The following is a 23,343-nucleotide window of genomic DNA, read 5'->3' on the forward strand; positions in this document are numbered from 1 at the left end:
CTACAATTTAATGAATTTGTAGGTGTCAGGTGGTTGATCAATACTTCCTCCAAGCCGATTAGCCGGCAGCTCCATCTGACCTGAGGAAAATTGAGCATGAGCCAGAATAAAATCCTTACCACCGCCAGTGGTGCACCCGTTGCGGATAATCAGAACTCCCGCTCCGCCGGCCCGCGCGGACCATTGTTGCTCGATGATTTTCATCTGATCGAGAAGCTCGCCCACTTCAACCGTGAGAACATTCCCGAACGCCGCGTCCACGCTAAAGGCTCGGGTGCATATGGCACGTTCACTGTGACCCGCGACATCACTCAATACACCAGTGCCAAGCTGTTTTCAGCGGTGGGCAAACAGACCCCGACTTTCCTGCGTTTCTCCACTGTGGGCGGTGAGCGTGGCTCGGCTGATACTGAGCGTGACCCCCGCGGTTTCGCCTTGAAGTTCTATACCGAAGAGGGCAACTGGGACATCGTGGGTAACAACACGCCAGTGTTCTTCATTCGCGACCCGCTGAAATTCCCAGACTTTATCCATACTCAAAAACGCCTGCCGCAAAGCAATCTGAAAAGCGCGCAAATGATGTGGGACTTCTGGTCGCACTCTCCAGAAGCACTGCACCAGGTCACGATTTTGTTCTCTGACCGCGGTATCCCTGATGGCTATCGTCACATGCATGGCTTCGGTAGCCATACCTACAGCTTGATCAACGCCCAGGGTGAGCGGCACTGGGTCAAATGGCACTACAAGACCAAGCAGGGCATCAAGAACCTCACGCCTGCAGAAGCCGCGCGTTTAGCGGGTACTGATCCTGATTACGCTCAGCGTGACCTGTTCGGGGCAATCGAGCGTGGTGACTTCCCGAAATGGCGCGTCTGCATCCAGATCATGACCGAAGCCCAAGCCAATGTTCATTACGAGAACCCTTTCGACGTGACTAAAACCTGGTCGCAAAAGGAGTTTCCGTTGATCGAAGTCGGCGAACTGGAGCTTAACCGTAACCCGCAAAATTACTTCGCTGAAGTAGAGCAAGCTGCGTTCGGTCCAAGCAATATGGTTCCGGGTGTGGGCTTGTCGCCCGACCGCATGCTGCAAGGTCGTGTATTTGCCTACGCAGATGCGCACCGCTACCGTGTCGGAACCAACCATCAGCAGCTGCCAGTGAATGCGCCGCGCAGCCCGGTGAATAGCTACCAGCGTGACGGCTCCATGGCCTTCGGTAGTAATGGCGGGGCGGCTCCCAACTACGAACCGAACAGCTATTCCGACGCGCCGAAACAGGCGCCTCAATATGCTGAACCCGCGTTGGCATTGAGCGGTGCGGCGGACCGCTACGATCATCGCGAAGACACCGACTACTACAGCCACGCCGGTGCGCTGTTCCGGCTGATGAACGATGAGCAGAAAGCTCTGCTCATCAACAACATTGCCGGTGCGATGTCTGGGGTTTCGAGTGATGTAGTTCAGCGTCAACTGCACCACTTCTACAAGGCGGACCCCGCTTATGGAGAAGCAATCGCAAAGGCGTTGGGTGTATCGCTTAACTGACTCTAAACGAGAAGCAGAACCGCCCTCATTTGGGCGGTTTTTGCGTTATTTCAGCTAGGTTTCTCTGAAAAACTTCGCTTTTCTGCCGTTGGTCCCGTGACCTTCGGCGCAGCATGGTTCAAACTACAGACTTTCAAGCAGGGAGATGTAGGGCGATGCAAGGTCACCCCGACGTAATCGATTACCTCAACACGTTGCTGACGGGCGAACTGGCTGCTCGTGACCAATATTTCATCCATTCACGCATGTACGAAGACTGGGGCTTTACCGAGCTCTACGAGCGTATCAACCACGAAATGGAAGAAGAGGCACAACACGCCGACGCGCTGATGCGCCGTATCCTGATGCTCGAAGGCACGCCACGCATGCGCCCCGATGACTTGGATGTCGGGACCACCGTACCAGACATGCTCGCGGCCGACCTTCGCCTGGAGTACAAAGTACGTGCCGCGCTCTGCAAGGGCATTGAGTTGTGCGAACAGCACAACGACTACGTCACCCGGGAAATCCTGCGTGTACAGTTGAACGATACCGAAGAAGATCACACCTACTGGCTGGAGAAGCAGTTGGGCCTGATCAAGTTGATTGGCCTGGAAAATTACCTGCAATCGCAGTTCTGATTCTCGGCTATAAAAAAAGCCCCTGCCACCGATGAGGTGACAGGGGCTTTTTACTACACCCGATAAATCAGGTTCGATCACGTTCCAGCAAGGGTTTCAAATAGTAACCCGTGTGCGATTGCGACATCTCGGAAACCTGCTCCGGCGTGCCCACTGCGATGATCTGGCCGCCCTTGGAGCCACCTTCCGGCCCAAGGTCCACCAGCCAGTCGGCTGTCTTGATTACATCCAGGTTGTGTTCGATCACCACCACGGTATTGCCATGGTCGCGGAGCCGGTGCAGTACATCCAGCAGCTGCTGGATATCCGCAAAGTGCAGACCGGTGGTTGGCTCATCGAGGATGTACAGGGTCTTGCCGGTATCGCGCTTGGACAGCTCGCGAGACAACTTCACCCGTTGCGCCTCACCGCCCGATAACGTAGTCGCCGACTGCCCCAGCTTGATATACGACAAGCCTACATCCATCAAAGTCTGCAGCTTGCGCGCCAGCGCCGGAACCGCGTCGAAGAACTCCCGCGCCTCTTCGATCGTCATCTCGAGGGTTTCGTGGATGCTCTTGCCCTTGTATTTGATCTCAAGGGTTTCACGGTTGTAGCGCTTGCTCTTGCACACATCGCACGGCACATAGATGTCCGGCAGAAAGTGCATTTCCACCTTGATCAGGCCATCGCCCTGGCAGGCTTCGCAGCGGCCACCCTTCACGTTGAATGAGAACCGCCCAGGCCCATAGCCACGGGAGCGCGACTCAGGGACGCCCGCGAACAATTCTCGAATTGGCGTAAACAGCCCGGTGTAGGTCGCCGGATTAGAACGCGGCGTGCGTCCGATCGGGCTTTGGTCGATATCGACCACCTTATCCAGGTGTTCCAGGCCCTTGATGCTGTCGTGAGCCGCCGCTTCGAGCGTGGTCGCGCCATTCAAGGCGGTGGCACTCAAAGGGAACAGCGTGTTGTTGATCAGCGTCGACTTGCCGGACCCGGAAACCCCGGTCACGCAGGTGAGCAGGCCCAACGGAATTTCCAGATCGACATTACGCAGGTTGTTGCCGCGCGCGCCCTTGAGGTGCAATGCCATTTTCTTGTTGCGCGGTGTGCGTTTGGCCGGCACTTCTATCTTCACCCGCCCCGACAGATATTTGCCTGTCAGCGAGTCCGGGTGAGCCATGACCTCGGCGGGTGTGCCCTCGGCGACAATATGCCCACCATGCACGCCGGCGCCGGGGCCGATGTCGACCACATAATCCGCCAGGCGGATCGCGTCTTCATCGTGCTCCACCACGATCACCGTGTTACCGATATCGCGCAGATGTTTGAGCGTGCCCAGCAACCGGTCGTTATCGCGCTGGTGCAAGCCGATCGACGGTTCGTCGAGGATGTAAAGTACGCCCACAAGTCCCGCGCCGATCTGACTGGCAAGGCGAATGCGCTGGGCTTCACCGCCGGACAGCGTGTCCGCACTGCGATCCAACGAAAGGTAGTCCAGGCCCACGTTCACCAGGAACTGCAAGCGTTCGCGGATTTCCTTAAGGATCTTGTCGGCAATTTCCCCGCGACGCCCGGTAAGCTTGAGCTCACCAAAGTATTCACAGGCATCGCCAATCGGCAGGTTGGTCACCGCCGGCAGGGTCTTCTCACCGACCCAGACATGACGCGCCTCGCGACGCAGGCGCGTACCCCGGCAATCCGGGCACGGCTGGGTGCTGAGGAACTTTGCCAGTTCCTCGCGCACGCTGGCCGACTCGGTCTCGCGATAGCGGCGCTCCAGGTTCGGCACGATGCCTTCGAACGGGTGAGAGCGCTTGACGATATCGCCACGGTCGTTCAAGTACTTGAAATCGACATTCTGCGAGCCGCTGCCGTTGAGAATGACCTTCTGCTGGTCCGAAGGCAGTTGGTTGAACGGCACTTCCAGGCTGAACTTATAGTGGGACGCCAGCGAGCCGAGCATCTGGAAGTAATAGACGTTGCGCCTGTCCCAGCCGCGAATCGCGCCTTCGGCAAGTGTCAGATCACCATTGACCAGGCGCTTGATATCGAAGAATTGCTTAACTCCCAGACCATCGCAGGTCGGGCAGGCGCCGGCCGGGTTGTTAAAGGAAAACAGCTTGGGTTCCAGCTCGCTGATGGCGTGGCCGCAGATCGGGCAGGCGAAGCGCGCGGAGAAGATGATCTCTTCGCCCGGTTCGTCATCCATCGGAGCGACCAGCGCAATACCGTCCGCCAGCTTCAATGCGGTTTCAAAAGATTCCGCCAGGCGTTGCTGCAGGTCGGCTCGCACTTTGAAGCGGTCGACCACAACATCGATAGAATGCTTCTTCTGCTTGTCGAGCTTCGGCGCTTCATCCAGCTCATAGAGCTTGCCGTTGATGCGAGCCCGCACGAAGCCCTGGGCGCGCAGCTCTTCGAATACGGAAAGGTGTTCACCCTTGCGCTCGCGGATCACCGGCGCCAGCAGCATCAACTTGGCGCCTTCGGGCTGCGCCAATACCAGGTCGACCATCTGGCTGACGGTCTGGGCTTCCAGGGGAATGTCGTGGTCCGGGCAGCGGGGGATACCTACCCGCGCGTACAGCAGGCGCAGGTAGTCATAGATTTCGGTAATGGTGCCCACGGTGGAGCGCGGGTTATGGGAGGTCGACTTCTGTTCGATGGAAATGGCCGGCGACAGACCTTCGATGGTGTCGACGTCGGGCTTTTCCATCATCGACAGGAACTGGCGGGCGTAGGCCGACAGCGACTCCACGTAGCGACGCTGACCTTCGGCATACAGCGTATCGAATGCCAGGGACGATTTGCCGGACCCGGACAGGCCGGTGATCACGATCAGTTTGTCCCGCGGCAGGGTCAGGTCGATGTTCTTCAGGTTGTGGGTTCTAGCCCCACGAATCAGGATCTTGTCCAAGATGGCCTCGCACGGCGGGCGTAAATAATGCCGGAGTATACGGCTAAAGACTGGATGAATATACACTGTCAAAAGGCCGCTTGCAGCCTTACATGAAAGCTGCGCGGCAAACCGCCGCATATACCCTCTCAATCGATGGGACTGGTAGAATCGCCGCCGGTTCACACGAGGTTTTTCCATGCACGATCCCCACAGCGAACGCATGAGTAGCGGCGAGACCCGAGCGGCAGGCGGTCTGGCCCTGGTGTTCGCCTTCCGTATGCTTGGCATGTTCATGGTGTTGCCAGTGCTGGCGACTTATGGGATGGATCTCGCGGGCGCGACCCCCGCTCTGATCGGCCTGGCCATCGGCGCCTACGGCCTGACCCAGGCGATTTTTCAGATTCCGTTCGGGATCATTTCCGACCGTATTGGCCGCCGCCCGGTGATCTACCTCGGGCTGATCGTGTTTGCCCTCGGCAGCGTGCTCGCGGCGCAATCCGATTCGATCTGGGGCGTGATCGCCGGACGCATCCTACAGGGTGCCGGTGCTATTTCCGCTGCTGTAATGGCCTTGCTGTCGGACCTGACCCGCGAGCAGCATCGCACCAAGGCCATGGCGATGATCGGCATGACCATCGGCCTGTCGTTTGCCGTCGCCATGGTGGTAGGCCCGCTGCTGACGCGCGCGTTCGGCCTGCATGGGCTGTTTCTGGCCACCGGCGGCATGGCGCTGTTCGGCATCGTGATCGTAGCCTTCATGGTGCCGCGTTCCACCGGCACGCTGCAGCACCGCGAGTCCGGCGTGGCGCGCAAGGCATTGTTGCCGACGCTCAAGCACCCGGATCTGCTGCGCCTGGATTTAGGTATCTTCGTATTACACGCCATGCTGATGTGCAGCTTCGTCGCCTTGCCCCTGGCCCTGGTGCAAAAGGCCGGTCTGCCCAAGGAACAGCACTGGTGGGTGTACCTGACCGCGTTGCTGATTTCATTCTTCGCCATGATCCCGTTCATCATCTATGGCGAGAAGCGACGCAAAATGAAACGTGTTTTGCTGGGCGCCGTCGCGACATTGATGCTCACTGAACTATTCTTCTGGCAGTTCGGCGACAGCCTGCGGGCACTGGTGATCGGCACAGTGGTGTTCTTCACCGCGTTCAACCTGTTGGAGGCTTCGCTGCCTTCGCTGATCAGTAAAGTTTCACCGGCTGGCGGCAAGGGCACGGCGATGGGGGTGTATTCCACCAGTCAGTTCCTGGGCTCTGCACTGGGCGGCATCATGGGTGGCTGGATGTTCCAGCATGGCGGTTTGTCGGTTGTGTTCCTTGGATGCTCAGGTCTGGCTGCCCTCTGGCTGGCCTTTGCTGTTACCATGCGCGAACCTCCCTATGTAACGAGCCTGCGCTTGCCGTTGTCGCCAGAAGCGATCCGCGAAGCTGGCCTGGTCGAGCGCCTCAAGGCTGTTACAGGGGTTACCGATGCCGTGGTTGTTGCTGAAGAAGCCGCCATCTACATCAAATTGGACACCGAATTATTGGATCGCGCGACGCTCGAGCAACTGGTCAACCCAGTGCCGACAGCGCGCCCAGCTTAGGAGAACGTTATGGCCCGTGGGGTTAACAAAGTCATATTGGTCGGTACATGCGGCCAGGATCCCGAGGTTCGCTACTTGCCTAACGGTAATGCCGTGACCAACCTGAGTCTGGCGACCAGCGAACAGTGGACCGACAAGCAGACCGGCCAGAAGGTCGAGAAGACCGAATGGCACCGCGTATCGATGTTCGGCAAGGTCGCGGAAATCGCCGGCGAGTACCTGCGCAAAGGTTCGCAGGTCTACATCGAAGGCAAATTGCAGACCCGCGAGTGGGAAAAAGACGGCATCAAGCGTTACACCACTGAGATCGTGGTCGACATGCAGGGCACCATGCAATTGCTGGGCGGCCGTCCACAGGGCGACCAGCAGGGCCAGAGCGGCATGTCCAATTCGGCACCGCGTCCCCAGCAGTCGCGTCCACAGCCAAGCCAGCAGCCACAGCGTGAGTCGCGTCCAGCGCCACAGCAGGCGGCACCGCAGCCGGCGGCGGATTTCGACAGCTTTGATGACGATATTCCGTTCTAAGGCTTAAAGCGTCGAAACGAAAACCCCCGATAGTCCAGGCTTCGGGGGTTTTTTATTGCCCGTTAATCCACTTGGTTGTCCTCGTGGGTGGCAGAACTTAGGCTAGGGCCAACTTCCAAAAAAAGGAAAGCCACAATGACCTGGTCTGCCAAGCAATACACGATGTTCGAACAGCAGCGCACCCGCCCGGTACGCGACCTGGTCGCCGCCATCCCCGATACCCATGTGCGCAACGCCGTTGATCTGGGGTGCGGCCCGGGCAATTCCACCGAAGTATTGGCTGCGCGTTTCCCACAGGCGCACATCACTGGCATCGACAGCTCGGACAATATGTTGATCGACGCCCGTAAGCGTTTGCCGACCTTGAACTTCGAACTGGCGGACATCGGCGCGTGGCAGCCGTCGCAGGCTTTCGATGTGATCCTGGCCAATGCCTCGCTGCAATGGTTGCCGGACCACGCCACGTTGTACCCGCACCTGATCCAGCAGCTGACGCCCGGCGGCACCTTGGCCGTGCAGACCCCGGACAACCTTGATGAGCCCGCGCATCGGCTCGCCCGCGAAGTCGCCGCCGATGGCCCGTGGGCCGCAAAGATCGGTGGGTTCCAACACAACCAGCGGCACGCGCCTGCCTACTACTACGAATTGCTGAGCGAGCACTGCGGCACTGTCGACGTATGGCGCACGACCTACCAGCATCCATTGGCCGATCATGCGGCCATAGTGGAGTGGTTCAAGGGCACGGGGCTGCGGCCGTTTCTAGCGCCTTTGAACGACGAAGAAAGGGCCGCTTTCCTACGTGAATATCAGGCGCGCGTCACCCAGGCTTATCCGGCCCTGGCGGACGGCACGGTGCTGTTGCCGTTTCCGCGTCTGTTTGTCATCGCCACACGCTGACAACAACCGCACGGTGGCGGTCAGGCCGCCGCCGCTTGCGCCTTCAGGAACTCATCCGCCGACACCACACCCGCGTACCCGAACGCCAGCGACGCCATATACGCCCCATGCACCTGCGCGGCCGGAATCACCTGCCCATTGAATTCCAGATCACGGGTGGCGCAGGCGTCATGGACCACCGTGACGGTGTAGCCCAGGTCCGCCGCGGCCCGTACCACGCCGTCGATGCACATGTGGCTCATGCTGCCGACCACTACCAGGTCAGTGATGCTGCGTTGTTCGAGCAGCGCACGCAGGTTGGTTTCGCGGAACGCATTCACGAAATGCTTGAGCACCACCGGCTCGTCGCCTTGATTGAGCACCTGGTTGTGCAAAAGCGCGCCGTCGGAGCCCGGGGTGAAGAACGGTGCATCCTCGGACGTGAACTCATGGCGCACATGAATCACCGCATTGCCGGCCTGGCGAAAGGCTTGCAGCACTTGCAGTGCCTTATCGGCAGCGGCTTGCACGCCGTCAAGCGGCCACTTGCCCTGGGGGAAGTAGTCGTTCTGGATATCGATTAGGATGAGCGCCTGCTTGGCCATGGAGGTTGCCTCGTGATGGGTTGATGGGCCCAGTATCTTAGCTGGCGTCGCGCCCGAGGATTGGCTGCACCGACAATAACAGGGGGAAAACTGACAATGGCCGTGGAACGCTCCATCGTTGAGCTGGGTGTGTTGATCTACCAGGGCGCGCAATTGGCGGCTGTGCATGGGCTGACCGACCTGTTCGGCGTGGCCAATCGCATCGCCGCCGGGCACGCGTCCGCCCAGTTGCCGTTGCTGCGCATCAGCCATTGGCACGTGCAGGCCGAGGGTGAGCCGATGCGGGTATTCGACAGCCAGCCCGGCCCGGATCTGCCACTGATGGCTCTGCTTGTGCCGCCCTCGATCTGTGGCTTCACCGATGAGCAGGCGCCGCCGTCTCTACTGGCTTGGCTGCGCAAAACACATGCCGGCGGTACGGTGCTTGGCGGCGTGTGCATCGGCTCGATCATGCTGGCGCGCAGCGGTCTGCTGGACGGGCGCAGCGCCACCACTCATTGGTCATCCGCCGAGTCATTTGCCGCCCTTTACCCGGCGGTGCGCCTGGAGGCGGACAAGCCCATTGTGGACGACGGCGACTTGATCACCACCGCCGGGCTGATGGCATGGTCCGAATTGGGCCTGCGCCTGGTCGACCGTTTGATGGGGCCGAGTATCGCCGCCGACACCGCGCGTTTCCTGGTGGTCGAACACAGTGACAGCGCCAGCCAGTGCGGCAGCAATTTTGCGCCCATCCTCGGCCATGGCGATGGCGCGATCCTCAAGGTCCAGCATTGGTTGCAGGCCAGCGGCGCGGTGGATGTGTCCGTGACCGCCATGGCCCAAGCGGCAGGGCTGGAAGAGCGCACGTTCCTGCGCCGGTTTCGCAGCGCCACCGGGCTCAAACCCACCGAATACTGCCAGCACCTGCGGGTGGGCAAGGCGCGGCAGATGCTGGAGTTCACCACTGGCACCATTGACCACATCGCCTGGACCGTGGGGTATCAAGACCCCAGCGCGTTCCGCGCTATCTTCAAGAAAATAACCGGGCTGGCGCCGAGCGACTACCGCAGCCGTTTTGGTGTGTAAATCGTGCAGAACGCCTGTTGCTCAACGCGAGGTCGTGCAGAATCAAACAGGCCATTGGCTATCGCCTTGCCCCTAACTGACTGATTTGCCGACGCTGTCGGCCTTAGGGGGATTGGCCTGATCCCTGCAACTATCCCCCTTACACACATGGCAGGATGGCCAAGGGGGACGCATGACCCCGATGCAACGGAAAAAAAGCGTGGTGGCGCATTCCACACGCAAAGGCGCGCCCCGGCATGAAGTCGACACCAACCGCGCCCTGGCCCGTTGGCTGGCGCAGATTCTGGGGCTCAAGTTCGGCGGCAGCTACGATCCGCAGCAACACGCGGGGCGTGATCTCTACCTGCTGCCCACGCAAACCATCGTCGGTCCGGCCCAGGCCCGTGCCTTGAATATCCAAGGCCCGGACGACCTGTGGGGCGGGTATGTGGAGCACGATTTCATCTGCACCAAAGCCATTACCCATGGCTTGCTCGGACCGAACGCCAAGGCACCGGATGGCTGGTCGCCGCAGTTCTGCGAGCAAGTGCGCGATGTAGTGCTCGATGGCCTCAGCGTATTCGCCCTGGGTGACGCGCGGGAGGCCGCCACGCGCCTGCTGTACAGCGGGCCGATCCGTCTGAAACCTGTGCACGCCTGCGCGGGGCGCGGACAGCAGGTCGTCCGTAGCCTGGACGAACTCGATACCGTGCTGGCGCACTCGCAGGCGACGGCGATGTTCAATGACGGTGTGGTGCTGGAGCAGGACCTGCGCAACGTGGTCACTCACAGCGTGGGTCAGAGTTTTATCGGCGATTACGTGCTCAGTTACTGCGGCCAGCAATACCTGACTCAAGACGGGCAGGGCGAAGAGGTCTACGGCGGCTCCGACCTGCTGGTGGTGCCGGGGGATTACGCCGACCTGCTGGCACTGAAGCTGCCCGACGACGTGCGCCTGGCCGTCGAGCAGGCCAGGGTCTTCGACGCCGCCGCCGACCAGTGCTATCCGGGGTTCTACGCATCGCGACGCAACTACGATGTCGCTCAGGGCCTGGACAGCGAGGGCCAGCGCCGCAGCGGCGTGCTCGAACAGTCCTGGCGCATGGGCGGTGCCAGCAGCGCCGAGGTTGCGGCGTTACAGAGTTTTATCAACCACCCGGGCCTGCAAGCCATTCATGTGTCCTCGGTGGAAACCTATCAGCACCAAGCGCTGCCGGCGGATGCCATCGAGGTGTACCGAGGCCCGGCGGAACACAGCGAATTTCTTCTCAAGTACGTAACGGTCAAATCTTATGACGGCTAGAAGCGAAAGCATTTCCATCGATATCGACGACGAACAAATGAGCGGCACGTTCCTGAGCCCCAAATCCAAAGTGCCCGGCGTGTTGTTTGTGCATGGTTGGGGCGGCAGCCAGGAGCGGGATTTGGAACGCGCCAAAGGTATCGCGGGCCTGGGCTGTGTCTGCCTGACCTTCGACCTGCGTGGTCACGCCGGCACCGGTATTCCGCTGTCGCGAGTGACGCGCGAAGACAACCTGCGCGACCTGCTGGCCGCCTATGACCGGCTGATCGCGCACCCGGCCATCGACACCTCGGCGGTGGCGGTGGTGGGCACCAGCTACGGCGGTTACCTGGCGGCGATTCTCACCTCATTGCGCCCGGTGCGCTGGCTGGCCCTGCGGGTACCGGCGTTGTACCGCGATCAGGAGTGGCTCAAGCCCAAGCGTGACCTGGATAAAGCTGACTTGATGGACTATCGCAGTACCCTGGTGCACGCCGAAACCAACCGAGCCCTGCACGCATGCTCGGCGTTTACCGGGGACGTGTTGATCGTCGAATCGGAAACCGACGACCACGTGCCTCACGCCACCATCATGAGCTACCGCGCGGCGTGCCAGCATACCCATTCGCTGACCCACCGCATCATCGACGGCGCCGACCACGCTCTCAGCGACCCGGTGTCCCAGCAGGCCTACACCTCGATTCTCGTGGACTGGATCACCGAGATGGTAGTGGGCGAGCGCTTGAGCATCATCCAGTCGCGGTAACCCTCAGGCGGGTGTTTTCTTCACCCGCAATGCCTTGGCCTTGGCCTCAACGCCCAGGTACATCACCAGGGCGATCAGCAGCGGGCATATGAAATAGATCGCCCGGTACGCAATCAGCCCGGCCAGCAGGCTGCCGCGCGATGCCTCGTGTTGCAGTAGCGCGATAAACACCGCCTCCAGCACCCCGAGCCCGGCCGGGATATGAGTGACCACCCCGGCAATCGCGCTGATCAGCAGCACGCCGAGCACCAGTGGGTAATCCAGTTTGGACGGCAGCAGCGTGAAAATTACCGCCGCCATCAACGACCAGTTCAGCGCGCCCAACGCCAATTGCAGGCACGCCATGCGCAACGACGGCAGGTTTATTTCGATACCGCGGATCGACCACGCGCGCTTCTTCGAGAACCGGCATGCCGCCAGATAACCCAGGCTCGCCAGCACCAACAACACCCCCACACCTTGCAAGGCGCCGCTGCTCAATTTCCAGCCGGGTGGCAGTGTCACCAGCCCGCTGCTGAACACCACGCCGGCCAGGGCCATATAGCCGAACCAGTTGGTGGCCAGGCTCAGGCCGAGGATTTTAGCGATATTGCCGGTGCTCACCCCCAACCGCGAATACAGCCGATAGCGCATCGCAATACCGCCCACCCACGCGCTCAGGTTGAGGTTGAACGCATAGCTGATGATGCCCACCGGCAAAATCTGCTTCCAACGCAACGGCTGGCGAATGTAGGTGCGGCCGATCAGGTCGAAGCAGGCGTAGACGATAAAACTGCACAGGGTCAGCGCGCTGGCGATCAGGAGCGTGCGCAGCTTGAACTCGCTCAAGGTCTGTACCACTTCGCTCCAGTCGATGCGACGCGCGAGCATCGTGAACAACACAATCAGCAGCAGGAAGAACGCGATGGTCAGCGGTTTCTTCCAGCGCTTGAAGCGCGAACCGCCGGTTTCAGTGGTCATGGGCCTGGCTCTCGAAAGGTTTCAGACGCGGTTTGTGGGCCGGCAACCAACCCGTCAGTACGGGAAAATGGCGCATCACATGGAACACCAGGAAACCCACGGTCAGGCGCCACAGCCACAGGCGTGGCTTGCGGTTTTCCGGCATGGTCTTGCAGTGGTTGTTCGCCAGCGTTTCCAGGCGCTCGTACAACTGCTGGTTGAACCCGCGGTCGCGGATCAGCACGTTGGCTTCCAGGTTGAGCGACAAGCTCAACGGGTCCAGGTTGCTTGAGCCCACGGTGCTCCATTCGTCATCCACCAGCGCCACTTTGCCGTGCAGCGGGCGCTGGCAGTATTCGTGGATCACCACGCCGTCCTTGAGCAGGTAGTCATAGAGCATCCGCGCCGCCAGCTTGGCCAGCAACACATCGGGTTGACCCTGCATGATCAGTTGCACGTGCACGCCACGTCGCGCCGCGTTGCGGATCTCGCGCAGCAGGCGGTAGCCGGGGAAGAAGTAAGCATTGGCGATCACCGCGCGTTTTTGCGCTTTGCTCAACGCATGGATATACGCTTCTTCGATGTCGTCGCGGTGCTGCAGGTTGTCGCGGTAAATCAGACGCACCAGGCCATCGCCTTGCTCGGCCGGCCACACCGCCGGCCGTTGCTGGCGCCGCCGCCAGCCGCGTCGTGTGCGCACCTGCCGACCGCTCTGTGCCAGGGCGAAGTGATGCAGGTCGGCGACCGCCGGGCCGGTGATTTGCACCGCGTAATCCTGCTTGGCTTCGGGGCCGAAATCGCCGAGGTGGTCGGCGGAAAAATTGATCCCGCCGATAAACCCCACGGTAGCGTCCACCACCACGATCTTGCGGTGCAGGCGGCGAAACCAGTTGGTGCGAATGCCCAGGGTCTTGGATGCCGGGTCGAACATTTGCACGGCCACGCCCGCATCCGCCAACGCACCGAGGAACGAGGGGCTCAGCTCGCCGCTGCCAAAACCGTCGAGGCTGGCGACCACCTTGACGCCCCGCTGCGCCGCCTCGATCAAAATACGCTGAAGCTCATTGCCCACCTTGTCTTCGAACAGAATAAAGGTCTCCAGCAGGATCTCGCGCTGGGCTTGGCGCATGGCCTCAAACACCCTGGGGAAGTACGCTTCGCCGTTTTCCAGCAGTTCAACCCGGTTGCCGCTCTGCCAGCCGTAATCGAGATCGCGGGCCTTGGCTTCGTCCGGCGGCTGATCGGTGGAAATGTGTTCTACCGCAATGTTCATAGTTCGATCTCCACGGACAGCGGCACGTGATCTGACAAATGGGACCACGGCCGTGCGGTCAGCACGCGCGGGTTATGGGCGGTGAGGTTGCGCACGTAGATACGGTCCAGCGCCAGCAACGGCAGGCGCGCTGGAAAGGTGCGCGCCGGTTTGCCGTGGGCGCCGACGAAGACTTCGGTCAGCCCGCTCTGGCTCAGGTCGGCTTTTTGTCGCCAATCGTTGAAATCCCCTGCCACCAGCACCGGCGCATCCGCCGGGATTTGCGCGATACGCTGCTCCAGCAAACGCAATTGCTGCTGGCGATGCACCTCGCGCAGGCCCAGGTGGATGCAGAACGCATGCACTTCCTGGCCGGTGCCCGGCAGGCGCAGTACGCAATGCAGCAGGCCACGGTTTTCATGGCCGCTTTGGGATATGTCGAGGTTGTCGTAGCGCACGATCTGGAATTTGGACAGCAGCGCATTGCCGTGGTCGCCGTGGGGGTAGACCGCGTTACGCCCATAGGCGAACTGCGGCCAGATACTGTCGGCGAGAAACTCGTACTGCGGCATGTTCGGCCAGTTGCTGTAACGCTGTGGGTGCTGTTCGTGAGTGCCGTGGATCTCCTGCAGAAACACTATGTCGGCGCCGATGCTGCGCACCGCTTCGCGCAGCTCGGGCAGGATGAAACGACGGTTGAGCGCGGTGAAGCCTTTGTGGATATTCACCGTGAGCACGGTAAAGCGCGTGATCGGCGTCGTCGGGGGGATGGGGATCAACTCGGGATGGGTCATGGCAACACTCCAGGTTCCGGCAGTTTCCCCGGCTCTGTGGCGAGGTGCGTATCCAGCTCGAAACGCTTGAGTAACTGGCGCGCATCGAAAGGCGCGCGCACTTTGATGTCATTGTCGAAAAAACAGAACACGTCGCGCTGCTTGCGCGCACGCGGCTTGTGCTGCGGGTCGGCCAGGTGCGCATCGGTTGGCTGCTTGCCCTTGCACCAGCGCTCGATGCGGTCGCCCCAACGCGTCAAGGCTTCGGGGGTATAGCCGCTGGCATACAGCTGTTTGTCTCCGTGCAAGCGCAAGTACACAAAGTTGGCGGTGACGTCTTCGAGATAAGGCCACTTGCCCGCTGTGTCCGCCACCACCAGGGCCACGCCGTACCTGTCCAGCAGGTGTACGAACTCGGGCACGGCAAAACTTTTATGTCGAATTTCCACCGCGTGCCGCAGCGCGCGCTTGCCGTGCGCCTGCAGGCTCGCCTTGCCGTTCAGGCGCGGCTCATGCTGGCGGGCGAGGGTGGCGGCTTGTTGGGTGTCGGTGGGCAGCTCCTTTAGAAACGCCTCGAACAAGGCCGGATCGAACTTAAAACTGGGCGGAAACTGCCAGAGGATCGGGCCGAGTTTTTCCTTCAGCTCCAGCACCCCGGAGGCGAAGAAATTCGCCACCGGTTTATGCACGTCCCGCAAGCGTAGGATGTGCGTGATGTAGCGCGGCGCCTTGACGCTGAACATAAAACCGTCAGGCGTATCGGCGTACCACTCTGCGTAGCGCTTGGGCGTCTGCAGCGCGTAGAACGAGCCGTTGATTTCGATACTGTTGACGGCGCGTGACGCAAACTGCAATTCGCGTTTCTGGGGCAGCCCCTCGGGGTAGAAGTCCCCGCGCCAGGGCGTGTAGCGCCAGCCGGATATGCCGATGTGAATCGCCGCCATGGTTGCTCCTGTCAAGGCAAGGCCGGTTTGCCTGCGTGGTTGGATGACTGCCGGATTTGACGGAAAGTTTCGCGATTCCTACAGACGGCACATTCTCGGGAACGATCAGGACGCAAACCCGTCAGTTCCTTACAGACCCATGCGAAGGAGCCCGGTGTTTTGCTGAATTCAAAGACTGCATTACTGCTCGGCGCGCTGCTGTTGTGCGGCAGCGGCGCATTGCATGCCGCGGCCGCCGCGCCTGAACCCCAAGCCCCGGCCAAACCGGAGTTGCTGGTGGAGGGTGGCCTGCTCGGCGCGATCAGCTCCAGCATCGACGACGTGCAGGACAAGCTCGATCTCAACCAGAACCTTATCGACGCCTGGCGCCTGCGCGCGGACCGGGCCGCCGATGAAGTCGGGCGGTTGGTCGACCAGACCGCGCAGCGTTCGCCGTGGAGCATTGCCGGGGACTTTGTGCTGCTGTCCTGCGTGTGGATCGGTGCCTTTACCCTGTTGACGTTGCTGGGGCGCCTGATCGTGCGGCGCCTCGGGCAACGCTCATTTTTCGAGCGCCGCGAGCGCCTGCTGGGTGTGCTGGGTTACGTGGCGCCGTATACGATTCCGGCGCTGATCTGTTTGCCGTTGACCCTCTACGTCAGTCATTTTCTGCCCAGCTCCATCGGTCGCGCGCTGGCGCTGTGTTTCGCCTACGCCACCAGCAGCGGGATCTTCTCCACGTCGATGCTGTTGTGCGTGATTGTCATGTTCAACCTCGGGCACAAGCGGCGTGCGGTGCAGATCATTCGCGCGTACTGCCCGCGGCCGCTGTTCCTGATCGGCTTCCTTGCCGCCCTCAGCGACGCGCTGACCAGCCCGCAGATCGCACGCCAGCTGGGCGGCAATATCACCAGCAGCATCGCGGTGTTCACCGGCCTGTTCGCGGCGGTGATCTTTGGCGTGCTGGTGGTGCGCCTGCGCCGGCCGGTGGCGCATCTGATCCGTAACCGGCCGCTGGCGCAACGCCTCAAGCATCCGGCGTTGCAGCAATCGCTGCGGGTGTTTTCCGGGCTGTGGTACTGGCCGATCCTGTTGATGGTGCTGGTCTCGGCGATCAACCTGATTGGCGCTGGCGACGACAACCAGAAGGCCCTGCGTTGCGCGCTGTTCACCACCATTTTGCTGATCGGTACGGTGTTTCTCAGCACGGTGCTGCAGCACCTGTTCAAGTCCCGCAGCCAGGTGGCGATCCAGCGCAGCAGCGCCTACAAGGAACGCTTCCTCAGCCTGTTGCACGCGATCCTGCGCATCGTCATGGCGATTGCGTTTATCGAGATACTCGGGCGCATCTGGGGCGTGTCGCTGTTCGAATTCGCCCAACGCAACTCGGTGGGCCGGGCGATCAGTGATTCCCTGAGCAGCATCGGCCTGATTCTGCTGGTGACGTGGCTGTTCTGGGTGGTGCTCGACACGGCGATTCAGGAAGCGCTCAAGCCGCCGGTGAACAAACGCTCGAGCCGCCAACCCAGCACGCGGGTCAAGACCATCCTGCCGCTGCTGCGCAATGCGGTGAAGATCATCCTGGTGGTGATCTGCGCGATCACTACCATGGCCAACCTGGGAATCAACGTCGCCCCGCTGCTGGCGGGTGCCGGGGTGGTCGGCCTGGCGATCGGTTTCGGTTCCCAGCAACTGGTGCAGGATGTGATCACGGGGCTGTTCATCATTATTGAGGACACGCTGTCGATCGGCGACTGGGTGGTGCTCGACTCCGGCCACGCCGGCACCGTCGAGGGCCTGACCATCCGCACCCTGCGGCTGCGCGACGGCAAGGGCTTTGTGCATTCGGTGCCGTTCGGGCAGATCAAGGCGGTGACCAACCAATCGCGGCAGTTCGCCTACGCGTTCTTCTCGGTGCAGTTCACCTACGACACCGATGTGGACAAGGCCGTGGAGCTGATCCGCGAGGCGGGGCAGTCGATCCGCGACGACGTGTTCCTCAAATACAACCTGCAAGGCCCGCTGGAGGTGTTCGGGGTCGACAAAATGGACCTCAACGGCGTGGTGCTGACCGCGCAGTTCCGCACCGTGTCGGGCGGCCAGTATGCAGTGAGCCGTGCGTTCAACCAGCGCTTGAAAAAGCTTGTGGATAACTGTGACGAGGTGCACTTCGCGCAGACTTATCCACAGCAGGTGTTGCTGCCCAAGCGCATGGCCCAGGCGGATGAGCCGGACGCTGAGATGCCGGTGGTGTGATGGCGTCTGTCAGGGCCTCATCGGGGCAATCCCCCTCCCACATTTTTTGCCGCCACTGTGGGAGGGGGCTTGCCCCCAATGAGGCCCTCAAGCTTACAGCCTGATCAACTTCTCCTGCAGCGCCTGCTGATCCTCCTCCACCAGCAATTGCTGCTTGCTGCCGACCCTCACCGCCGCCGGCAGCCCGTCGCGATACACGATGCGATTGCCACTCACCGCTGGCACCTTGTTGCCCGGCAATAACGTCCCCACCAGGTTCAACGGGTCCGCACCGCACACCGCCACCAGGCGCCCGTCATGGGGCCGACGCCGTACTTCGCGCAGTAACGGTATCGCTTCCGGCAAGGCAAATTGTTCACCTGCCAGGCCACTCACAAACCGTCCGCCGCGGATTTCCCCACGGGCTTCCAGGCGGTGGAAGGTGCGCAGCAATTCGCGCCAGCTCGGCAGCCAATCGGCCTCGCGCTCCAGCAGGCGCCAGAACACCACGCCGTAGCGGCGCAGCAGCGTCATCGCCACGTGCTCCAGGGTTTCGGCCGAGTGCGGGCCGGCGGCGCTCGGTGGGCGACGAATCAGCGCCCAGCGCCCGGCATCGTCCATGCCGCCGATAAACGCACCGCGCCCGCGTCGGCTGCTGCGGGCCTGGCGCTTGCTGGCGGGGGTGGTCAGTGCGCGCAGGCCGGCGAAGCTGTCGGCATTCACCAGGCCGGCGCCCACCAGTTCCAGCAGCGCGGTCTCCAGTTCGCTGCGCAGCAGATGGGCCTCGTGCACCAGCTCGTCGAAAAACAGCGCGCCGTGTTCGCGCAGCGCCCCGTGGGCTTTCTGCGCCTTGGGCGACAGGGTTGTGCAGTCGGCCGCGTCGGCCAGGCCGCTCCACATACCCACTTGGCTGCGCGGCAGCAGTACCACCGGCGTGCTGCGCTGGGCACTCGCGCTGGGTTTGTCAGTCAGGCGCATCCATACCCATTTGCCGCTGCGGCATAGGTCATCGAGCCAAGTCGGTGAGTAATCCTTGAGCCGAACGTTGAGTAGATCGCTGTCCCACGCCGACGCGGCGGCGGCATAGCCTTCGAATTGCCCGATAATCTGCGCCAACATGGCGCTGCCTTGGCCCCGGGTTTCATCGGACAGGTGCTGCCAATCGAACAGAAACCGCATGAAATCCTGCAGCGCCACCGGTTCGATTTCCCGGCGCAGACGCTTGACGGTGTAGCGATGGATGCGCGCCAGCAGGTGGCGCTCGCACCACTGTTCGCTGTCGGCGCCGGGGCTGAAGTGGCCGCGCAGCACGTAGCCTTCCTGCTCCAGCCGGGCCATGCCCTGGGCGATGTCGGCCGGCGGCAAGGCCAGGGGCGCGGCGATCTGGGCCAGGGTCTGCGGGCCGAAACCACTGAGGCGTGCGCGCAGCACTTCCGCCAGAGCGTCCTCATGGCTCCAGGGCTCGTCGAAGCCCGGCAGCAGCGGCAGGTGGTGGGGCACGAGCGCCTGCCAGATATTCAGGCGCTCCACCGCTGCCCACAATCCGTTGGGCAAACGATGGGCGCGCCCGGCTTTGGCCAGCGCCTGCAGCCAGTTGGCCCAGGGCGGCGTGATTTCGCTGGGGGCGATGCCGCCCAGGCTCATCAGCGCTTCGTGCATTTCATCCACGCCCTGAGGCGCCGGCCAGGCCTCTTCGCGCACGCCGGCGATGGCCTCAGCATCCAATGCACCGAGGTCGTCGGTGCTCTGCGGGTCGCTCCAGCGGCGATTGAGCACGGCCTGAGTACGACGTTCTTCCAGCGGCGCGTCATCCAGAAAGGTGTAGGGGCGCGCGCTGAGAATTTCTGCGGCCATGGGCGAGGGGGCCGGCAGATCGCGGCTGACCAGGCGCACCTGGCCGCTTTCCATGCGCCGCAGCAGGGCCAGCCAGCCATCGCTGTCCATGGCGTCGTGCAGGCAATCGTCGAGGGTTTGCTCGACCAATGGATGCTCGGGTACTTCGCGCTCGCCGGCGAGGTTTTCCAGGCAGGCGATCTGGTCGGGGAACACACTGGCGATCAGGTCTTCGCTTTTCATGCGCTGGATTTGCGGGGCCACCTTGCGCCCACCGGTGTAGCGTGGCAACGCCAGGGCCACGCCGGCGTTCCAACGCCAGCGCACGCCGAACAGCGGCGCGTCGAGCACGGCCTGGATCAACAGGTCTTCGGCGCTCTGGCTGTTGAGGTAACGCCACACCTCGTCCAGCGCGAAGCTGTGGCTGGTGGACAGCGAGAGCACGATCGCGTTTTCGCTGGCCGCCGCCTGCAATTCGAAATTGAAGGTGCGGCAGAAACGCTTGCGCAGGGCCAGGCCCCAGGCGCGGTTGATGCGGCTGCCGAACGGTGTATGGATGATCAACTGGGTACCGCCGGAAGCGTCGAAGAACCGCTCCATGATCAGCGTGTCCTGGGACGGCAGCGCGCTGAGAGCCAGGCGCGTGCGGGCCAGGTAATCGAGGATCTGCTCGGCGCTGGCGTGGTTCAGGCCCAGGGTTTCGGTAAGCCACGCCGATGCCCCGCGCAGGTCCCCGGGTGTGGCGCTGAGCAGGCTGTCCATCTGCCCCTGCAGGCGGGCCACGGCGGCCGACAATTCATGGCTGCGCCCTGGTGCTTCGCCCAACCAGAACGGAATGGTCGGCGGCTGGCCGTGGGCGTCCTCCACGCGTACTTTGCCGGCGTCGACCCGCAGGATGCGGTAGGAGGTATTGCCCAGCTGGAAGATATCCCCGGCGATGCTTTCCACCGCGAAATCCTCGTTGACGCTGCCGATGTTCAACCCCTGGGGTTCGAGCAAGACGCTGTAGTCGGCGTTATCCGGGATCGTGCCGCCGCTGGTCACAGCGGTCAGCCGTGCGCCACGTCGGCCGCGCAGGGTGTGGGTCACGGCATCGCGGTGCAGGTAGGCGCTGCGGATGCCCTGGCGACCGTTGTAGCCGTCGGCAAGCATGTGCAGCAGCGCCTGGTAGTGGCGCTCATCCAGTTCGGCATAAGGCGCGGCGCGGTGGATCAGCGCCAGCAGGGCCTGCTCCGACCACTCCTGGGCGCTGACCTCGGCGATGATCTGCTGCGCCAGCACATCCAGCGGTGCAACGGGGATGTGCAGCGTGTCCAGTTCGCCGCGCCGCACACAGTCGAGCAGTGCGGCGCATTCGATCAGATCATCGCGGGTGAGGGCGAATAAACGTCCCTTGGGTGTGCCGCCCACATGGTGGCCGGAGCGCCCGACCCGTTGCAGAAACCCGTTGATGGACCCGGGCGAGCCGATCTGGCACACCAGGTCGACGTCGCCGATATCGATTCCCAGCTCCAGGGAGGCAGTGGCGATCAGCACTTGCAGCTCGCCGGCCTTGAGACGTTGCTCGGCATCCAGGCGCATTTCCTTGGCCAGGCTGCCGTGGTGGGCGGCCACCGCGGTTTTACCCAGGCGTTCGCTCAAGTGCCGGGCCAGGCGTTCGGCCAGGCGCCGGGTGTTGACGAAGATCAGCGTAGTGCGGTGTTCGCGGGCCAGATCGGCGAGGCGGTTGTAGACCAGCTCCCAGACATCGTTAGCCATCACCGCGGACAGCGGCACCGGCGGTACTTCGATGTCCAGGTCACGGGGGCGCGCGTGGCCGATGTCGACAATGGCGCATGGGCGGCCGGTGCCGACCAGAAAGCGCGACACGGCGTCGATGGGTTTTTGCGTGGCCGATAAGCCGATGCGTGTCAGCGGTTCGCTGCACAAGCTTTGCAGGCGCTCCAGGCTCAGCGCCAGGTGGCTGCCGCGCTTGCCGGCGGCAATGGCGTGGATTTCATCGACGATCACCGTGCGCGTGGTGGCGAGCATCTGCCGGCCGGAGTCCGAGCCCAGCAGTACATAGAGCGATTCCGGTGTGGTCACCAGGATATGCGGTGCGCGTTTGCGCATCTGTGCGCGGTCTTTTTGCGGGGTGTCGCCGGTGCGCACGGCTGTGCGTATCGCCAGCGCTGGCAGGCCTTGCTGTTGCAAGTGCCGAGTGATGCCCGTCAGTGGGGTTTGCAGGTTGATCTGGATGTCGTTGGACAGCGCCTTGAGTGGCGACACATACACCACGAGCGTCTCATCCGGCAGTTCGCCGCCGTTGGCCAGCCCTTGGTGGACCAGCTCATCAAGCACTGCCAGAAACGCTGTCAGCGTCTTGCCGGAGCCGGTGGGCGCAGCGATCAGGGTCGAGCGGCGCTGGCGAATCAGCGGCCACGCCTGCGCCTGGGCGTCGGTCACCGAGGGGAAGCTTTCGCGGAACCAGGCGCTGACGGCGGGGTGGAAACCGCGCAGGGCTGTGTCGATGGATTCAAGTGCGTTCATGGAGTGATTGATACTGCCAGTTCCAACAAGTTGCAAACCCGTACTTTATCCGTGACGGTTGCGCTACAAACCCGCAAAATGCAACGATTCTGGCAACTATCCACGGCACGGCCCACAGCCCTGCCGACCCCAACCATCGTTCCAAACAGACCGGGCCTGCTCAATCTATGCGAATGCGCCTTATGTTACTGGGCGGCGGGAATGCCCTCGGGCAGGCGCTGATTCGCCTCGGTGCGGAGGAAGACATCGGTTTCCTCGCCCCCAAACCGCCCCAAGACGGCTGGGATGCCGCAAGCCTTACCCAATTGCTCGACGACACCCGTCCCGATGCGTTGATCAACCTCGCCTACTATTTCGACTGGTTCCAGGCCGAAGCGGTCAGTGAAACGCGCCTGGCCGCCCAGGAATTCGCTATCGAGCGCCTGGCCGAACTGTGTCAGCACCACACCATCACCTTGCTGCAACCGTCCAGCTACCGCGTGTTCGATGGCTCGCGCGCCACCGCCTACAGCGAAAAGGACGAGCCTGTGCCGCTGGGCCTGCGCGGCCAGGCGTTGTGGCGCATTGAACAAAGCGTGCGCGCCGCGTGCCCGCAACATGTGTTGCTGCGTTTTGGCTGGCTGCTGGACGACAGTGTCGATGGCACCCTCGGGCGCTTTCTGGCCAAGGCTGAGCAACCGGGGCAATTGCTGATGGCGGACGACCGTCGCGGCAACCCGACGCCAGTGGACGACGCCGCTCGGGTGATCATTTCGGTACTCAAGCAACTCGATTGCGCGGCGCCGCTGTGGGGCACGTACCACTACGCCGGCCATGAGGCGACCACGCCGCTGGCGCTGGGGCAGGCCATCCTTACCGAAGCGCGCAGCTTTCACCCGTTGGCCATCGAATCACCCACCGCCCAGGCCCACGCCGCCCGCCCGGATGCCAGCGAAGAACCCCAGCACGGCGTACTGGCCTGCAAGAAAATCCTGCACACGTTCGGCATCAAGCCCCGCGCCTGGCGTGCGGGGCTGCCAGCCTTGCTGGACCGCTTCTACCGCCGCAGCTGAATGTGAGAGGGGGCTTGCCCCCGACAGCGGTGGGTCAGTCAATGAACCGGTGACTGACACTCTGCT

General features: G+C 62.2%; 17 protein-coding genes. 10 read left to right on the plus strand and 7 right to left on the minus strand.

Annotated elements, in window-relative coordinates:
• Positions 1-96 precede the first annotated feature (96 nt).
• Positions 97-1,545 (plus strand): catalase, encoded by a 1,449-nt coding sequence (locus OSC50_RS01885; RefSeq protein ID WP_181081307.1) that lies wholly within the window; start codon positions 97-99, stop codon positions 1,543-1,545.
• A gap of 155 nt (positions 1,546-1,700) precedes the next feature.
• The gene (gene bfr, locus OSC50_RS01890; protein ID WP_003176400.1) at positions 1,701-2,165 is read left to right on the plus strand and encodes a bacterioferritin; all 465 of its coding nucleotides are present in this window, start codon (positions 1,701-1,703) and stop codon (positions 2,163-2,165) included.
• 67 nt (positions 2,166-2,232) lie between these two features.
• Here the strand turns inward: bfr and uvrA are convergent, their stop codons facing one another.
• Positions 2,233-5,067: an excinuclease ABC subunit UvrA gene (gene uvrA / locus OSC50_RS01895; RefSeq protein ID WP_266246991.1), complete on the minus strand. Its 2,835-nt coding sequence runs from the start codon at positions 5,065-5,067 to the stop codon at positions 2,233-2,235.
• Positions 5,068-5,245: 178 nt separating this feature from the next.
• Here uvrA and OSC50_RS01900 point away from each other — a divergent pair, with 178 nt between their 5' ends.
• From OSC50_RS01900 to tam, 3 genes are all read left to right on the plus strand, one after another.
• A complete protein-coding gene (locus tag OSC50_RS01900) occupies positions 5,246-6,640 on the plus strand; it encodes an MFS transporter (protein WP_181081309.1) in 1,395 nt (464 codons plus the stop codon).
• 9 nt (positions 6,641-6,649) lie between these two features.
• Entirely contained in the window at positions 6,650-7,165 is a 516-nt protein-coding gene (locus OSC50_RS01905) for a single-stranded DNA-binding protein (protein ID WP_266246989.1), read from the plus strand.
• Positions 7,166-7,300: 135 nt separating this feature from the next.
• Positions 7,301-8,062 (plus strand): trans-aconitate 2-methyltransferase, encoded by a 762-nt coding sequence (gene tam / locus OSC50_RS01910; protein ID WP_266246988.1) that lies wholly within the window; start codon positions 7,301-7,303, stop codon positions 8,060-8,062.
• Between the two features lie 20 nt (positions 8,063-8,082).
• On the opposite strand, the gene OSC50_RS01915 is transcribed toward tam, so the two are convergent.
• Complete coding sequence (locus OSC50_RS01915) at positions 8,083-8,646, minus strand: cysteine hydrolase family protein (RefSeq protein WP_266246986.1); 564 nt, start codon at positions 8,644-8,646, stop codon at positions 8,083-8,085.
• Positions 8,647-8,742: 96 nt separating this feature from the next.
• On the opposite strand from OSC50_RS01915, the gene OSC50_RS01920 reads away from it, so the two are divergent.
• The 3 genes from OSC50_RS01920 to OSC50_RS01930 all read left to right on the plus strand — a co-directional run bounded on the left by OSC50_RS01920 (position 8,743) and on the right by OSC50_RS01930 (position 11,741).
• Positions 8,743-9,714 (plus strand): GlxA family transcriptional regulator, encoded by a 972-nt coding sequence (locus OSC50_RS01920; protein WP_266246985.1) that lies wholly within the window; start codon positions 8,743-8,745, stop codon positions 9,712-9,714.
• Positions 9,715-9,886: 172 nt separating this feature from the next.
• Positions 9,887-10,996, plus strand: a complete 1,110-nt coding sequence (locus OSC50_RS01925; protein ID WP_266246984.1) for a DUF3182 family protein — start codon at positions 9,887-9,889, stop codon at positions 10,994-10,996.
• The gene (locus tag OSC50_RS01930; protein WP_181081314.1) at positions 10,986-11,741 is read left to right on the plus strand and encodes an alpha/beta hydrolase family protein; all 756 of its coding nucleotides are present in this window, start codon (positions 10,986-10,988) and stop codon (positions 11,739-11,741) included. Before OSC50_RS01925 ends, OSC50_RS01930 begins: the two co-directional genes overlap by 11 nt.
• A 3-nt stretch (positions 11,742-11,744) precedes the next feature.
• Here OSC50_RS01930 and OSC50_RS01935 read toward each other — a convergent pair whose 3' ends face one another.
• The 4 genes from OSC50_RS01935 to OSC50_RS01950 are packed head-to-tail and all read right to left on the minus strand — an operon-like array spanning position 11,745 to position 15,649.
• A complete protein-coding gene (locus OSC50_RS01935; RefSeq protein ID WP_253509583.1) occupies positions 11,745-12,701 on the minus strand; it encodes a lysylphosphatidylglycerol synthase domain-containing protein in 957 nt (318 codons plus the stop codon).
• Positions 12,691-13,953, minus strand: coding sequence for a cardiolipin synthase ClsB (gene clsB / locus OSC50_RS01940; protein ID WP_181081316.1), 1,263 nt, complete (start codon positions 13,951-13,953; stop codon positions 12,691-12,693). Before clsB ends, OSC50_RS01935 begins: the two co-directional genes overlap by 11 nt.
• The gene (locus OSC50_RS01945) at positions 13,950-14,726 is read right to left on the minus strand and encodes an endonuclease/exonuclease/phosphatase family protein (protein WP_266246983.1); all 777 of its coding nucleotides are present in this window, start codon (positions 14,724-14,726) and stop codon (positions 13,950-13,952) included. Before OSC50_RS01945 ends, clsB begins: the two co-directional genes overlap by 4 nt.
• The gene (locus OSC50_RS01950) at positions 14,723-15,649 is read right to left on the minus strand and encodes a DUF72 domain-containing protein (protein ID WP_266246981.1); all 927 of its coding nucleotides are present in this window, start codon (positions 15,647-15,649) and stop codon (positions 14,723-14,725) included. The genes OSC50_RS01945 and OSC50_RS01950 overlap by 4 nt, the downstream gene beginning before the upstream one ends.
• Before the next feature lie 159 nt (positions 15,650-15,808).
• Between OSC50_RS01950 and OSC50_RS01955 the strand changes: the two genes are divergently transcribed.
• Positions 15,809-17,884, plus strand: a complete 2,076-nt coding sequence (locus OSC50_RS01955; RefSeq protein ID WP_253509581.1) for a mechanosensitive ion channel family protein — start codon at positions 15,809-15,811, stop codon at positions 17,882-17,884.
• A gap of 93 nt (positions 17,885-17,977) precedes the next feature.
• Here OSC50_RS01955 and OSC50_RS01960 read toward each other — a convergent pair whose 3' ends face one another.
• A complete protein-coding gene (locus OSC50_RS01960) occupies positions 17,978-22,225 on the minus strand; it encodes a DEAD/DEAH box helicase (protein WP_266246980.1) in 4,248 nt (1,415 codons plus the stop codon).
• 167 nt (positions 22,226-22,392) lie between these two features.
• On the opposite strand from OSC50_RS01960, the gene OSC50_RS01965 reads away from it, so the two are divergent.
• A complete protein-coding gene (locus OSC50_RS01965; protein ID WP_181081321.1) occupies positions 22,393-23,277 on the plus strand; it encodes a sugar nucleotide-binding protein in 885 nt (294 codons plus the stop codon).
• Positions 23,278-23,343 lie beyond the last annotated feature (66 nt).

Origin of the sequence: Pseudomonas quebecensis (assembly GCF_026410085.1) — a bacterium.
In the GTDB taxonomy this organism is placed as follows: domain Bacteria; phylum Pseudomonadota; class Gammaproteobacteria; order Pseudomonadales; family Pseudomonadaceae; genus Aquipseudomonas; species Aquipseudomonas quebecensis.